The sequence below is a fragment of the Mycobacterium bourgelatii genome, assembly GCF_010723575.1.
In the GTDB taxonomy this organism is placed as follows: Bacteria; Actinomycetota; Actinomycetes; order Mycobacteriales; family Mycobacteriaceae; genus Mycobacterium; species Mycobacterium bourgelatii.
Genome location: NZ_BLKZ01000001.1, coordinates 5655587 through 5669133, shown reverse-complemented (window position 1 = coordinate 5669133; position 13547 = coordinate 5655587). Strand labels below are relative to the sequence as shown.

14 protein-coding genes are annotated in these 13547 nt (G+C 65.5%); 7 read left to right on the top strand and 7 right to left on the bottom strand.

Translation table 11 applies throughout. The features are described from left to right. Positions 1–65: 65 nt before the first annotated feature. Positions 66–1157 carry a phosphoribosylformylglycinamidine cyclo-ligase gene (gene purM, locus G6N68_RS24340; RefSeq protein WP_163717742.1) on the top strand — a complete coding sequence of 364 codons (1092 nt, stop codon included), beginning with the start codon at positions 66–68 and terminating at the stop codon, positions 1155–1157. A 34-nt stretch (positions 1158–1191) separates the two neighbouring features. Here the strand turns inward: purM and G6N68_RS24335 are convergent, their stop codons facing one another. Beyond that, positions 1192–1371: a DUF3073 domain-containing protein gene (locus G6N68_RS24335; protein ID WP_163717740.1), complete on the bottom strand. Its 180-nt coding sequence runs from the start codon at positions 1369–1371 to the stop codon at positions 1192–1194. A gap of 173 nt (positions 1372–1544) precedes the next feature. After that, positions 1545–2627, bottom strand: coding sequence for a CAF17-like 4Fe-4S cluster assembly/insertion protein YgfZ (gene ygfZ, locus G6N68_RS24330; protein WP_163717738.1), 1083 nt, complete (start codon positions 2625–2627; stop codon positions 1545–1547). An 86-nt stretch (positions 2628–2713) separates the two neighbouring features. Here ygfZ and G6N68_RS24325 point away from each other — a divergent pair, with 86 nt between their 5' ends. Then, the gene (locus tag G6N68_RS24325; RefSeq protein WP_163717735.1) at positions 2714–3592 is read left to right on the top strand and encodes an aminodeoxychorismate lyase; all 879 of its coding nucleotides are present in this window, start codon (positions 2714–2716) and stop codon (positions 3590–3592) included. A 544-nt stretch (positions 3593–4136) separates the two neighbouring features. Here G6N68_RS24325 and G6N68_RS24320 read toward each other — a convergent pair. Then, a complete protein-coding gene (locus G6N68_RS24320; RefSeq protein WP_240355607.1) occupies positions 4137–4859 on the bottom strand; it encodes a heme-binding beta-barrel domain-containing protein in 723 nt (240 codons plus the stop codon). A gap of 221 nt (positions 4860–5080) precedes the next feature. After that, positions 5081–5644, bottom strand: a complete 564-nt coding sequence (locus G6N68_RS24315) for a DUF488 domain-containing protein (RefSeq protein ID WP_163717733.1) — start codon at positions 5642–5644, stop codon at positions 5081–5083. Between the two features lie 791 nt (positions 5645–6435). Between G6N68_RS24315 and G6N68_RS24310 the strand changes: the two genes are divergently transcribed. From G6N68_RS24310 to G6N68_RS24300, 3 genes are all read left to right on the top strand, one after another. Next, the gene (locus G6N68_RS24310; protein ID WP_163717731.1) at positions 6436–6924 is read left to right on the top strand and encodes a GreA/GreB family elongation factor; all 489 of its coding nucleotides are present in this window, start codon (positions 6436–6438) and stop codon (positions 6922–6924) included. A 128-nt stretch (positions 6925–7052) separates the two neighbouring features. Beyond that, positions 7053–7592, top strand: a complete 540-nt coding sequence (locus G6N68_RS24305) for an STAS domain-containing protein (RefSeq protein ID WP_163717730.1) — start codon at positions 7053–7055, stop codon at positions 7590–7592. 224 nt (positions 7593–7816) lie between these two features. Further along, entirely contained in the window at positions 7817–8965 is a 1149-nt protein-coding gene (locus G6N68_RS24300) for a site-2 protease family protein (protein WP_163717728.1), read from the top strand. Between the two features lie 174 nt (positions 8966–9139). Here G6N68_RS24300 and G6N68_RS24295 read toward each other — a convergent pair whose 3' ends face one another. The 3 genes from G6N68_RS24295 to lmeA form a co-directional block, all read right to left on the bottom strand. Continuing rightward, the gene (locus G6N68_RS24295) at positions 9140–9442 is read right to left on the bottom strand and encodes a DUF1416 domain-containing protein (protein WP_163717726.1); all 303 of its coding nucleotides are present in this window, start codon (positions 9440–9442) and stop codon (positions 9140–9142) included. Position 9443: 1 nt separating this feature from the next. Next, on the bottom strand, positions 9444–10277 hold the full coding sequence (locus tag G6N68_RS24290; protein ID WP_163717724.1) for a sulfurtransferase: 834 nt from the start codon (positions 10275–10277) through the stop codon (positions 9444–9446). Positions 10278–10601: 324 nt separating this feature from the next. Continuing rightward, the gene (gene lmeA / locus G6N68_RS24285) at positions 10602–11414 is read right to left on the bottom strand and encodes a mannan chain length control protein LmeA (RefSeq protein WP_163718914.1); all 813 of its coding nucleotides are present in this window, start codon (positions 11412–11414) and stop codon (positions 10602–10604) included. Positions 11415–11675: 261 nt separating this feature from the next. On the opposite strand from lmeA, the gene G6N68_RS24280 reads away from it, so the two are divergent. After that, positions 11676–12443 (top strand): winged helix-turn-helix transcriptional regulator, encoded by a 768-nt coding sequence (locus G6N68_RS24280; RefSeq protein WP_163718913.1) that lies wholly within the window; start codon positions 11676–11678, stop codon positions 12441–12443. Continuing rightward, positions 12440–13390: a mycothiol synthase gene (gene mshD, locus G6N68_RS24275; protein ID WP_163717722.1), complete on the top strand. Its 951-nt coding sequence runs from the start codon at positions 12440–12442 to the stop codon at positions 13388–13390. Before G6N68_RS24280 ends, mshD begins: the two co-directional genes overlap by 4 nt. Positions 13391–13547 lie beyond the last annotated feature (157 nt).

Below are 13547 nucleotides of genomic sequence, written 5' to 3'. Positions count from 1 at the left end.
GGCCGCGGCATGACACTCCGAGTTGCGATACCGGCCGTCGGCATGGCCCGGTAGCCTTTATCGCGATGACGGATCCCGCACAGCGTTCCGGGCGTGCCCCGGGCAATCAGGGCATCACCTACGCAGCCGCCGGAGTGGACATCGAAGCCGGTGATCGTGCTGTCGAGTTGTTCAAACCGCTGGCAAGCAAGGCCACCAGGCCGGAGGTGCGCGGCGGCTTGGGCGGCTTTGCCGGATTGTTCGCACTGCGCGAATACCGAGAGCCACTGCTTGCCGCCTCCACGGACGGCGTCGGCACCAAGCTGGCCGTCGCTCAGGCGATGGACAAGCACGACACCGTCGGACTCGACCTGGTCGCGATGGTGGTCGACGACCTGGTGGTGTGTGGCGCCGAACCGCTGTTCCTGCAGGACTACATCGCGGTCGGCCGCACCGTGCCGGAACGGCTGAAGGCGATCGTCTCGGGTATCGCCGAGGGCTGCGTGCGCGCCGGCTGCGCCCTGCTGGGCGGTGAAACGGCCGAGCACCCCGGCCTGATGGAACCGGACCATTACGACCTCTCGGCTACCGGAGTCGGCGTGGTCGAGGCGGACAACGTGCTGGGGCCCGAACGCGTCAAACCCGGCGACGTGATCATCGCGATGGGTTCGTCCGGTCTGCACTCCAACGGGTACTCACTGGCCCGGACGGTTCTCCTTGAGATCGACCGGATGAACCTGGCCGGCTACGTCGAAGAGTTCGGGCGCACCCTGGGCGAAGAGCTGCTCGAGCCCACTCTGATCTACGCCAAGGACTGCCTGGCACTGGCCGCGGAGACACACGTCCGCACGTTCTGCCACGTCACCGGCGGCGGGTTGGCCGGCAACCTGGAGCGCGTGATTCCGCATGGACTGGTCGCGGAGGTCGATCGCGGAACCTGGACGCCTGCCCCAGTGTTCGCCATGATCGCCCAGCGCGGCCGAGTTACCCGCGCGGAGATGGAAAAGACGTTCAACATGGGCGTCGGCATGATCGCCGTGGTGGCTCCCGAAGACACCGATCGCGCCCTGGCCATCTTGACGGCACGGCACCTGAACTGCTGGGTGCTAGGCACCGTCTGCAAGGGTGGAAAGGGCGGCCCGCGGGCCACGCTGGTCGGACAACACCCGAGGTTCTAACGAACCGGCGTGCGTCCTGCCGCGCGCTGGAATCCTAGCGACGCCACTCGTCGTCGTCGTCCCACGAGTCGTCGGCAGTGCCGTCGTGGTCGGAATCCTTGGTGCTCGTCCCTGACAACTCGCGCTGAAGCCGCTGAAAGTCGGTCTGGGGGGAGCTGTATTTCAGTTCTCGAGCAACCTTGGTCTGCTTTGCCTTAGCCCGGCCGCGGCCCATGGGGGAACCCCCTCGCGAAATAACGGAGCGGCCTAATGTAGGCGGCTCCGATCTCTTAGTGTCGTTATTGTCCTGCCGACAGTTTACCGTGCCTCGCGGGCAGGTGTGGGTTCGCCCTGCCACCCATCTGAACCCGTTGTGAAGCTGAGTCCAGACGGCGCATTTGTCGGGTCCTACCTGCTGTGGCCGCGCAATCGTTCGATCGCCAGTCGACCCGCGCCCACCCCATCGGCGGGGGGTACCGAGTCGGCGTCGATCACCGCCGCGACTGCGGCTTCGTGGCCCGTTCGCAGCTCGGTCTCGACCGGTATACCGCGCTTGACCAGTGCCAATGCCACCGGTCCCAGGTCGACGTGATCGACCACCGTGCCCAGCCGGCCCACGGTGCGACCGTCGGCGAGGACCGTGTCACCGGTCGACGGTCGATCGACCGAGCCGTCCAGATGCAACAACACGAGCATGCGCGGCGGCCTGCCCAGGTTGTGCACTCGGGCTACGGTCTCTTGTCCGCGATAGCAGCCCTTGTCCAAGTGAACTGCGTCACCTATCCAACCCACCTCGTGCGGGATGGTGCGCTCGTCGGTGTCGACGCCCAGTCGCGGGCGCAGCGCCGACACCCGGTGGGCTTCGTACGCCCAGACGCCGGCCGGGCGCACGCCCGCCTCGGTCAGGCGCCGGTGCCAGTCGGCCGCGTCGGCGCGGGGGATCACCAAGTCCAGCTCGATGGGACCGTCTGGAGCGCTGGGCATTCGGCGGACGAAGCCTCCGTCCGCGAGTGGCACCGCCATCAGGTCGGTCGGAAGGGCGTCCAGTCCGAGCGCGTCGAGCACGGGCTTGTCAGCCAGCCGGGGTCCCAGCATCGACAGCACCGCCAGGTCTGCGGCGTTTGGCGCCACGTCGGACCAGAACACCATCTTGCGCAGGTATTCCAGCAGCGGTTCCCCCCGCCACGGTTCGGTGTCGAGGTAGGTGGTGCCGCCCAGTTCGGTCTGAATCCAGTGGTCCTCCACCCGACCCTGTCCGTCCAGGCTGAGATTCTGCGTGCTGGCGCCCTCGGGCAGGGCGCTGACGTGCTGCGTGGAGATGGTGTGCAGCCAACTCTGCCGGTCGCTTCCGGTCAGCGTGAGCACCGCCCGGTGGCTGCGGTCCACCACCACGGCGTCGGTTTCGGCCGATCGCTGCTCGCCCAGCGGGTCGCCGTAATGCCAGACGGCTCCCGCGTCAGGGCCTGGATTCGGGGCAGGTACTGCGGACACATAAACAACTCTACGAACCTTCGTGAGCCGAGTGTCATGTCGGCGCGACGCTCGACCGTGTGTGGCAGCCGATAGGCTGCTCAGTCATGGGTGTAGTGGTCACGCTGGACGGCGAGATCAGCAAACCCGACACACCTCTGCTGTATGCCGATGATCTGGCTGCGGTCCGCGGCGACGGCGTCTTCGAGACGCTGCTGGTCCGCGACGGCCGGGCATGCCTGATCGAGTCGCATCTGCAGCGCCTGACGCAGTCGGCCAAGTTGATGGACCTACCCGCTCCGGACCTTGCCGATTGGCGGAACGCCATTGACGTGGCGACCCAACAGTGGGTGGCGGACACCGCCGACGAGGGCGCTATGCGGCTGATCTACAGCCGAGGCCGAGAAAGCGCTCCGGCGCCGACGAGCCCGACGGGGTACGTGATGGTCAACCCAGTCCCCGACCGGGTGACGGCGGTCCGCCGCGACGGCATCTCGGCGATCACCCTGGATCGCGGACTGCCGGCCAAGGGGGCCGATCAGATGCCGTGGCTACTCGCCGGCGCCAAGACCCTCTCCTATGCGGTCAACATGGCCGCGCTGCGCCACGCCGCCCGGCAGGGCGCCGACGACGTGATCTTCGTCAGTGCGGACGGCTACATCCTCGAAGGTCCGCGTTCGACGGTGGTGATCGCCGCCGACGGCGAGGGTTCCGTCCCGTGCCTGCTGACGCCGCCGCCGTGGTATCCGATCCTGCGCGGGACCACCCAGCAGGCGCTCTTCGAAGTCGCTCGCGCCGAGGGCTACGACTGCGACTACCGCGCCCTGCGCGTTGCGGATCTGGAGGCTGCCCATGGCATCTGGCTCATTTCGAGCATGACGCTGGCGGCTCGAGTGCACACCCTGAACGGGCGCCCCCTACCCCATGCGCCCATCGCCGGCGCTTTCGCCGAATTGGTCGACAGTGCAATAGTGATCGATCGCTGACCGTTTAATTCTGTTGTCCCTAGGTCGAAGTCACGGTAGCGTCGGCCGTACACAGGGAAGGAGGTGGTCCGCGAAATTGATAGCTTCATGGACATGTGAGGTGGCTGCGCGCTAGCAGCAGTGGCTCGGATGAGCCGGCGACAACGCGCGCTGGCGAAACCCCCGCAGCCACCCGGCCCCCGGGCTCTCGGTCCGTCCAACCGGGAAAGTGCTCGGGGGCCGCTCCATTTTCGGGCGCGCCTTGCGCGAACCCGTGCGCGAACGTGGGGCATTTGCACCGGAAACGTCGAAACTGGGTGCACAGGCCACACGCTCGGCGTGTGCGCTTCTCGTATCGACGCCTGCCCCGTGCGCGAACGTGGGGCATTTGCACCCGAAACGTCGAGACCCGGTGCACAGGCCACACGCTCGGCGTGTGCGCTTCTCGTATCGACGCCTGCCCCGTCCGCGAACGTGGGGCATTTGCACCCGAAACGGCGAGACCCGGTGCGCAGGCGACACGCTCGGCGTGTCCGCGAGGCGGGACGGCAGCAGAACCGCGCCGCTAACCGATGTAGCGGCTCAACCGAGCCGACAGATGCGGCACCAGGCCGCCGTCTGCATCGACCCGCTCCTCTACGTAGGCCAGATCGCCACCTTCGACAATGCCGTACAGGCGTTTGGCGCCGCCCACCAGCACACCGGATCGGCTCCGGGCCAGGGCATCGGTCACCAGCTCCCAGGACGACTGGGTGCGGGGCCGTCCGTAGAACAATTCGATGTAACCGGCGGAATGGGCCAGCAGCAGTTCGATGGCCTGCGATTCGCTCGGGTCATCGGGATCGTTGACGAAGCGCCAGAAACCCGTCTCGCGCAGCCCCGGTTCCTGATACTCGCCGGTCTCGTCGAGGCGCCAGGACCGGGCTTCCCAGTTCAGGTAGTCCCCACCGGCATGCGAGACCACGATCTGCTGGCCGAACCGGTAGTCGCCGTCGGGTCCGCGGCCTTCCCCTTCGCCCCGCCAGACTCCTACCAGCGGCAGCAGGGCCAGCAGTGTGTCGTGGAGGTCGGCGCCTTGTCGCAAGTTCGCGGTGTCGCTGGGCAGCGGCAGATCGTCGAAGGCGGGGATGTTGCGCGACGCGGTCACTTTGGCGCGTTCCGCCGCCGCTGCCACGGCGCGATCGCCGGACCCTATGGGATCGATCAATTCGGCACCCTCCGGCGGCGACACGTTGCGACCTGCCGGCGTGTTCTCCGCGCCCGGCGGCGCTTCTTCGGGCTGGCTCATCGTGTCAAAATCCCGCGCCCGAGCGCTTCCTCTCCTAGCGACATGATGTCGTTAATAATGGGCAATCATAGCCTCATCGGCGTACGGCCGCGGGCCGGCAGTGGCGTGTACCGGTCGAAGCCCTCGCGGATCGGGGGTGCCGGCGGCTCTCACCGTCAGGAACGAAAGTTGAAGCACCAGTAGCGCATTAACCTCCAACTCCGCCGACAGCGGAGGCCGCCTCACTGTCGACGCGGGGCTGAGTCGGGACTCGTCGAGACCACGTCATAGACGAGCAATCCGTCGGCTCGTAATCGAGCTCCGGGCGTAGGGACGTGCGCGGCGAGTCGCCCGTCGTGCATCAGGTGCTGCACCGGCACCTCGCGACAAAGGACAGCGAAGTCGGCGATGAGGCGGCGATGACAACGCCACCACAACGCCTCGCTGCACATGACGGCAGTACGCAAGTGTGCGGTGTCCGCCACCAACGCATCCATCGCGGCAACGAAGTCGGGATCGCGCATGTAGCCGGCGTAACCCCGGAAAGAGAAGTTTCGCCAAAATGCATCCGGTGAGTCGGCCGCCGCCTTGCGCCAGCCGCCGAGTCGCTTCTCCCAGCGGTAGTCGATACCGTTTGCGGGCAGCCAGCAGCGCAATTTATCGCGAGCTACGTCCGGATTGCGGCGGCTGCCTGGCGCCGTCCGCACATCGACCACCCCGGCCACACCGGCGGCGTGCAGCAGAGGGATCAGCTCCGCGCGCCCTAATGTGCCGTGTCCGACGGTAATCAACCCGCGCCCGTCCATCTGTACGCCTAACCGAGCGTCAGCGGCACGATTGTCAGGAGCCGCATGAGCCCGTCATCGCGTCCACATCAAAGAACAAATCCACCACAACCGGGGAACTGTCCATAGCGGTCGATCCCGCAAACGAGCTCCGCGAGCGGGGAACCGGCGTTGCGGGCAGTGGTGTTCGCGGCAGCGGTGGGCTCCGCCGGGTCTTGACTTCCGCCTCGGTGAGTATGCGCGGTCCCAACACAGCCATAGCTACGAACACGGCCGCTGCTACAAGCATTTTTGCTCGAGCACGCCTTTGATGGGCTGCCATGTCGTCACCTCGGCTTCGTCCGAACTACCCAATATGAAAGCCGTTTCATCAAGTGATGGCTAATGCAGGACGTTGAGACGCGGGGTGCGACATTGTGGCCGGACAATGTCGCCCACCGTCCGCGTCTCAACGCTGCACTCTCCATAGTGGTCTCGACGTCGCCGAGTTGCTTGCCCGGGTCGGACAACGGCGCCGCAGCGCTTTGTTCTCTTTCGACAGCGCGATACGGGTCAGTCCCGGCAAAAAGTCATTGATCGCGGGAGCATGTTGTCCTTCGGCGACAAGACTTTGTCGCGGCATCGTCGGGTTCTGCCAAGCGCTACCACGGCGCCTTCCGCCATAGTGGGATTGACAACAAGCGTCTAGCCGGAGAGCTGACCGGAAAGTCCTCGGCTGCAGCGATTTCCAAGCAGCCGAAGGATGCCGCTGGCGATTACCGGCTGACCGTATTGATGGCAACGCGACCACCAACCCCGCAACGGGAGGGATGATGACGACCACCACGCAAGAACCCGTGTGGATCTCGCCGCAGGCGTATGAGCGGCTGCATAGGGAATTGACCACCCTGCGTGAGTTGACTTCTCTCGCTGCCGCCAATGCGAATGGCGACACAAACAGAGCCGTTGTCCAGCAGGGGTGGCAGGCGAGGATGCAACAGATTCAAGACCTGTTGGTCAGAGCGACGGTCGGCGAAGACCCGCCCGACGACGAGATCGCCGAACCTGGCATGGTTTTGACCATCCGCTACGACCTTACCGGCGACACCCAGACCTTCCTGTTGTGTGTGCCCGGCGCCGAGTACGGCGACCTAGCGGTCTACTCGAACGAGTCGCCGTTAGGCGCTGCTCTCATGGGCGCCCGCCCGGGTGAACGACGCAAGTACATCCTGCCCAGCGGCGTCGTCTTGAGTGTGACTCTGCTTGAAGCCGTGCCGTACGGCGTCTACACGGCTGGTGTACGCAGCGGCATCGGCGCCTGATGAGAAATCCCAAACTTAGCTAGCCCCAGAAGAATACGAGGTTCGTTCCCATGCCTAGTCCGACCAAGGTGCCCCCTAGTGTTGCCGCGAGGAAGGTCTGCTTGCACCGACCGCCGAGCAGTCGGTGCGTGGCGACCGATCAATCCGGCATGTCCCTGCGCGCACATTTCCAGCCGTACGCAACCACCGTTCAGGTATGCGGTGCGGTCGATGCGTCCAACGGCCAGCGGCTAAGCGAATACGTCGACGGTTTGGCCAACCCCAGCCGTGGCTTGATCCTCGACCTTCGTGGTGTGAATTTCCTCAGCGACGGTGGGCTCTCGGCATTGGTCAGGATCGTCGAGAAGTCCCAGCGGACTGGCGTGCGATGTGCACTGGTTACCAGCCAAGCCGTCGACCGACTGCTGGCCGGCGCGGAGGGTCGCTTCCGGCTATCCACGGCGGCCTCGGTGCAGGATGCCTTGCGGCAGCAGGTAACCGCCCCGGGTGAGTACCGCGCCATGCCGCTGGCGTCGGAGGCCCGCAAATCCGCCGAGGCATTGAAGCCAGCTCTCATGCACCACGAACTTTCCACCATCCCCGCCAAGCAAATACACCGGTGGGAAGACGAGGGCGGCTTTACGCCGCCGGCCAGCACGCACGGTGCGTCGGAGACTCACCCGTCGTAAGCAAGCACGCGAAGCCGAGCGCGACATCTAAGCACCGCCCCAACCTGGCGCATGGCTGCGTCGGAATCGACGGGGGCGCGCGGCCATAACCGCTCGCTCACCGCTGAACCCGACTGTGGCAACCGATTACGGGTGCGGGTGCGGGAATACTCGGTGCCCCACGTCGAATTCCATTGAGAGAGATGGATTTGATGACCCGATCCAGCCATCACAAGGAGTGAACCATGAAGTCAACGCTAAAGCTCACGCGGTTAGCGGGTGTGGACATCGGCGTGCATTGGAGTGTGCTCGCCATCGTGGTGCTGGTGGTTGCCGGCCTATCGGCGCACTTTCCCCAGGTTGTCCCGGGATATCCATGGGGCGTATACCTGTTGGCCGCGGTGCTAGCCGCCGTGCTGTTCGTGGCATCGCTGCTGGCGCACGAGATGGCGCACGCGATCGTGGCGAAACGCAACGGGGTCGAGGTGGAAGGCATCACCCTGTGGCTCCTCGGGGGAGTTGCCCGATTGCGCGGTGAAGCCGCCACGCCGGGTGCCGATTTCCGCATTTCCGCGATTGGGCCCGCTACCAGCCTGCTGGCGGCAGGCGTGTTCGGCACGGCAGCCCGGTTGGCCGAACTAGCCGACCTCAATATGCTGGTGGTGGCGGTCGCCGGCTATCTGGCTGCGGTTAACGTGCTGCTGGCCGTCTTCAACATGATCCCCGCGGCACCGCTGGACGGCGGGCGAGTCCTGCGCGCAGCGGTATGGGCATGGCGAGGTGATCGGCTGACCGCAACGGTCGTGGCCGCCAGGGCGGGACGGATCTTCGGCCTAACCATGATCGCGCTCGGGTTGCTGCGGGCCATCGGCGGAGCTGGCGGCGGTCTGTGGTGGATCTTGCTGGGCTTGTTCATCGTCACCATGGCCACCGCCGAGGAGCAGAGCGCCCGGACCAGCACGGCGCTCGCCGGAATCCGGGTCGGGGATGTCATGACTGAATATCCCGAGACGGCCGACGGTGATCTCACCGTCACCGATTTCCTGCGCGAAGTCGCGCTGCTGCGTCGCCACTCCGCTTTCCCGCTAATTGACCGGGCAGGGCAGCTGCAGGGCCTGGTCACCCTCAACCGGATCCGAACCGTCCCGGCCGAGCGGCGGGCGACCACCCTGCTGCGCGAGATCGCCTGCCCGCCCGACGAGGTTCCCCGCGCTCAGCCCGACGAGCCGCTCTCGGCGTTGCTGCCACGGCTCCGAGGATGCACCGACGGCCGCGCCCTGGTCTTCCGTAATGGCAACCTGCACGGCATTGTCTCTCCGAGCGACATCAGCCGCGCGGCAGCACTACATGGACTCGGTGTGCGAATCGGCGCTGGCGGAGCCAAAATCGCCTAAATGTGTCCGCCCGCGGTCACGACTCGTCGGTGATCAGCCGATACAGGGCGTACAGCGCGAACCAGGAGATGACCCCCGTCGCCAGGACCAGCATGATCTCGAAGAACAACACCACGCGGACGAGTCTATTCGCGCGGGCTCTCTTCGCGATACATCCGGCCCTGGCGCGGCCTGTCAGGCGATCTTGACGTCCACCTCGTGGATGCCCGCGCCCGTCGGGTTGACCACGGCGTCGCCATTGCCGGCGGCCGACAGCGCACGCAGCGTCCACGATCCCGGTGCGGCGAAGAACCGGAAGTCACCGGTGGCCGACGCGACGACCTCTGCGGTGAACTCGTCGGACGAGTCCAACAACCGCACGAATGCGCCCCCCACGGCTTGACCGTCGCGGTCGACGACGCGACCGGTGATCACAGTTTCCTTTTCCAGGTCAACGCTGGCCGGCAATGTCAGTCCTTGCTTAGGTGCAGTGCACATTTCAGCTTCCCAACTCGATCGGGGCGCCCACCAGGGAGCCGTATTCCGTCCAACTGCCGTCGTAGTTCTTGACGTTCTTGTGCCCGAGCAGTTCCCGCAGAACAAACCAGGTGTGCGATGACCGCTCCCCGATCCGGCAGTAAGCAATCGTTTCCTTTTCGCCGTCCAGCCCGGCGTTGGCGTACAGCTTCGCCAGGTCCTCGTCGGACTTGAACGTGCCGTCCTCGTTCGCGGCCTTGCTCCACGGCACGTTGATGGCGCCCGGGATGTGGCCGGGCCGCTGGCTTTGCTCCTGCGGCAAGTGGGCGGGGGCCAGGATCTTGCCGGAGAACTCGTCGGGGGAGCGCACGTCGACCAAATTCTTGACGTTGATCGCCGCAATGACCTCTTCCCGGAACGCCCGGATGGTGTTGTCCGGCTGGGACGCCGTGTAGGAGGTTGCGGGCCTGCTCACGGGGTCGCTGGACAGCACGCGTCCGTCCAGCTCCCACTTCTTGCGGCCGCCATCGAGCAGCTTGACGTCCTTGTGCCCGTAGAGCTTGAAGTACCAGTACGCGTACGCGGCGAACCAGTTGTTGTTGCCGCCGTAGAGGACCACGGTGTCGTCATTGGAGATACCGCGCTCGCTCAGCAGTTTGGAGAACTGCTCGGCGTCGACGAAGTCGCGCTTGATCGGGTCTTGCAGGTCGGTACGCCAGTCCAGCTTGATGGCACCGGGGATGTGACCGCCGTCGTATGCGCTGACGTCTTCGTCCACTTCGACGAAGACGACGTTGGCGGCGTCAAGGTTGCTCTCAGCCCAGTCGGCAGAGACCAGGACGTCGGAGCGTGCCATGGTGATCCTTTCGATTTCTTCTTATGAACAGCAGTGGGGCCAAATTTTGTCTTGGGGGGTTCGCCCTGGATGCGCGTCTGTGCACCGAAACGGTGGGGGCACGCCACGGAAGGTCCGGGGTGGCTCCGAGTATCGCGCGGGATTGGGCGGCGGCTACTCAGCAGCTACAGCAACAACAACAGCCCGCGTCACGGCGCAGATCACCTGCGCGACTCATGATGAGCAGGGGCTCGAAGCGGGCTGACACGTCGGCAAGCTTACCCAATGACGTGGTGAACAATCCAAAGTGGTAGGAGGGTCGCCGACCGGCCCGTTCGGCGTGCCTCAGGATTGCCTGAACTGGTCGAGGGAAACCGTCACCTTTTCGGTGATGCCTTCGATGATGACGTCCGATCCGCGGGCTCCCACGGTGTTGGGCGCCACGCCGAAGGGCAGCTTCTGATTGGGCAGCCGGCCGTTGAAGGCACGCAGCACGGCGTCGAGCTTGTCGTCCGGAACCGATTGGTCTTCGGTGTTGGGTCCGGTCAGTACGCCGGTGGGGGTGATGACCAAGGTCGCCGGGTCGTCGGGGGCGATGGACAGGTCGACCGAAACGCTGACCCGTTGGTCGAACTGGGCCGACTTGGGTGTGCCGCTGAACACCAGTCCGTGGCTGTCGGAGATCCCGGATTCGGTGGTGCCGCCGGTCGCGTCGTTGCTCTCGCGTTGTGGCACCTCGACCATCAGGTCAATGATCCCCAGGTACCGGCCCAGGTGCACCGAGTCGATGATGATCCGGCTCTCCAGCATGTCTACCGGCAGCTTCGCGTCGGGTCCGATCAGCCAGGATGACTCGGTCAGGTCGATCGTGTGCATGGTGGCCTCGAGCGTGGCCTTGCCGACCATCGGGTGCTCGACGGCGTTGGCTTTGATTTCCAGTTCGTCGTAGCGGTCACGCATCGCCTGGGGGATGAACGGAAAACCCAGAATGGCGATGAATGGGTCCGTGCCCAAATTTGCTGCCTTGCGCACGCTGGTCGACAGCCGGTACTCGGCGTAGATGCTGGCTCCGAAGTCGATGCCGACGGCCCCGAGGACGATGACGGCAAGGACGATGCCCGCTGCCGTCGCGGCGATCAGCACCTTGCGCATCCGCATATTGTGGCCCATCGGCCGCGGCGACCCTACGGGCAACCGGGGCAAAACGGCCGGTAATGGAGGTACACAAGTGGCACCAGAGTGGCACATGTGACTGTCGTGGTGCGGGAGAGCAGGGTGTGACGGCGTGTGATCCATGACCCGTTTGGACTTTTCCATCAGGCCAAACGCCAGGTGGCAAGTTATCGTTAGGTGAGCTGGCCATTAACGTCATGCTGCGCACGAAGCTGGGAGATGCCTTTCCCACGACGCTGGAGGGGCTTGTTGGAGTTACTACTGCTGACCTCGGAGCTGTATCCCGACCCCGTGCTGCCGTCCTTAACGCTGCTTCCGCACACCGTGCGAACGGCTCCGGCGGAGGCGTCCTCGTTGCTCGAGGCGGGAAATGCAGACGCCGTGCTGGTCGATGCGCGCAACGATCTCTCGGCCGCGCGCGGGCTGTGCCGCCTGTTGAGCACGGCCGGGCGGTCGGTCCCGGTCTTGGCGGTGGTCAGTGAAGGTGGCCTGGTCGCGGTCAGCGCGGACTGGGGGCTGGACGAGATTCTGCTGCCGACCACCGGTCCCGCCGAGGTCGACGCAAGACTGCGTTTGGTGGTGGGCCGCCGCGGGGGTCTGGCCGACCAGGAAAGCGTCGGGAAGGTCAGCCTGGGCGAGTTGGTGATCGACGAAGGCACCTACACCGCCCGGCTGCGCGGCCGTCCGCTCGACCTCACCTACAAAGAGTTCGAGCTACTCAAATACCTGGCCCAGCACGCCGGTCGGGTCTTCACCCGCGCACAACTGCTGCACGAGGTGTGGGGTTATGACTTCTTCGGCGGCACTCGAACGGTCGATGTGCACGTGCGACGACTACGCGCCAAGCTCGGCCCCGAGCACGAAGCGCTGATTGGCACCGTCCGCAACGTGGGCTACAAGGCTGTTCGCCCGGCCCGCGGCCGGACGCCGGTCGCGGAGCACAACGACGACTCCGAGAGCGACCAACCGGCACCCCAAGAGCCGCTGGTCGACCCGTTGCGCACCAGCCCATGACCCTGGAGCTGCATCCGGACTGGCGCTCCACCCTGACCCCGGTCCAGCAGCAGGCAGTGCGCGAACTCGTCACGGCGGCAACAGAATTCGACGGCGTAGCGCCGGTGGGGGAACAGGTGCTACGGGAATTGGGTCAGCAGCGCACCCAGCATCTGCTGGTCGCTGACCCGTCGTCGGAGAACGCTCTTTTGGGCTATCTCAACCTCAGCGCGGACGGCGCGATGGCGGAGTTGGTGGTACACCCTCAGGCCCGGCGACGCGGCATCGGTGCCGCGTTGATCCGCGCCACCATAGCCAAAACCAATGGGAGCAACCACTTCTGGGCGCACGGCACCCTGCAGGCCGCCCGCGCGACGGCAGCTGCGGTGGGGCTGACGGCCGTTCGCGAACTGCTGCAAATGCGACGGTCGCTGCGCGATATCACCGACCCGGCCGCGGAGCTGGCCGGTGAGTTGGCTTCAGCTGAAGAGGGCGAGGTGCGGATCCGAACCTATGCGGGTGAATCCGACGACAAGGAACTGTTGCGGGTCAACAACGCCGCGTTCTCTTATCACCCCGAGCAGGGCGGGTGGACCGAAGCCGACCTGGCCGAGCGTCGCAACGAACCCTGGTTCGACCCGGACGGCTTGTTCCTGGCCTTCGACGCCGAGTCCGACACGTTGCTGGGGTTCCACTGGACCAAGGTGCATCTCGACCAACCGGGCCTCGGCGAGGTCTACGTCGTCGGTGTCGATCCGGCCGCGCAGGGACGAGGCCTGGGTAAGACGCTGACGAAGGTCGGCGTGGCTTGGCTCGGGCAGCGACTCGCTGACCCCGCCGGAGCGGTCGAACCCACCGTGCTGCTGTATGTGGAGTCGGACAACGTCGCCGCGGTGCGGACCTACCAAAGTCTCGGTTTCGCCACGTACAGCGTCGACACGGCCTACGCGCCGGCGTCTGTCACCTAGTCGTCGCCCACCAGCGGGTTCTCGCGCGCGGGCATACTTTCGCCGCGACTTGGCAATCTTGATGAAGGGGGCCTGTCTACAGGCGTCGGAAACCCCCGAAAAGGGGTGGAAAAGCTGTTTCGGGAAGCGGGATCGGTGGGACTCGACACCGTAAGCA

Bases quoted from the DNA above. Each gene is read 5' to 3' on its own strand.
- G6N68_RS24335 (WP_163717740.1), bottom strand. From the start codon at position 1,371: ATGGGCCGCGGCCGGGCTAAGGCAAAGCAGACCAAGGTTGCTCGAGAA.
- G6N68_RS24325 (WP_163717735.1), top strand. From the start codon at position 2,714: ATGGGTGTAGTGGTCACGCTGGACGGCGAGATCAGCAAACCCGACACA.
- G6N68_RS24310 (WP_163717731.1), top strand. From the start codon at position 6,436: ATGACGACCACCACGCAAGAACCCGTGTGGATCTCGCCGCAGGCGTAT.
- lmeA (WP_163718914.1), bottom strand. From the start codon at position 11,414: ATGCGGATGCGCAAGGTGCTGATCGCCGCGACGGCAGCGGGCATCGTC.
- G6N68_RS24300 (WP_163717728.1), top strand. From the start codon at position 7,817: ATGAAGTCAACGCTAAAGCTCACGCGGTTAGCGGGTGTGGACATCGGC.
- G6N68_RS24315 (WP_163717733.1), bottom strand. From the start codon at position 5,644: ATGGACGGGCGCGGGTTGATTACCGTCGGACACGGCACATTAGGGCGC.
- G6N68_RS24290 (WP_163717724.1), bottom strand. From the start codon at position 10,277: ATGGCACGCTCCGACGTCCTGGTCTCTGCCGACTGGGCTGAGAGCAAC.
- G6N68_RS24295 (WP_163717726.1), bottom strand. From the start codon at position 9,442: ATGTGCACTGCACCTAAGCAAGGACTGACATTGCCGGCCAGCGTTGAC.
- mshD (WP_163717722.1), top strand. From the start codon at position 12,440: ATGACCCTGGAGCTGCATCCGGACTGGCGCTCCACCCTGACCCCGGTC.
- G6N68_RS24320 (WP_240355607.1), bottom strand. From the start codon at position 4,859: ATGAGCCAGCCCGAAGAAGCGCCGCCGGGCGCGGAGAACACGCCGGCA.
- purM (WP_163717742.1), top strand. From the start codon at position 66: ATGACGGATCCCGCACAGCGTTCCGGGCGTGCCCCGGGCAATCAGGGC.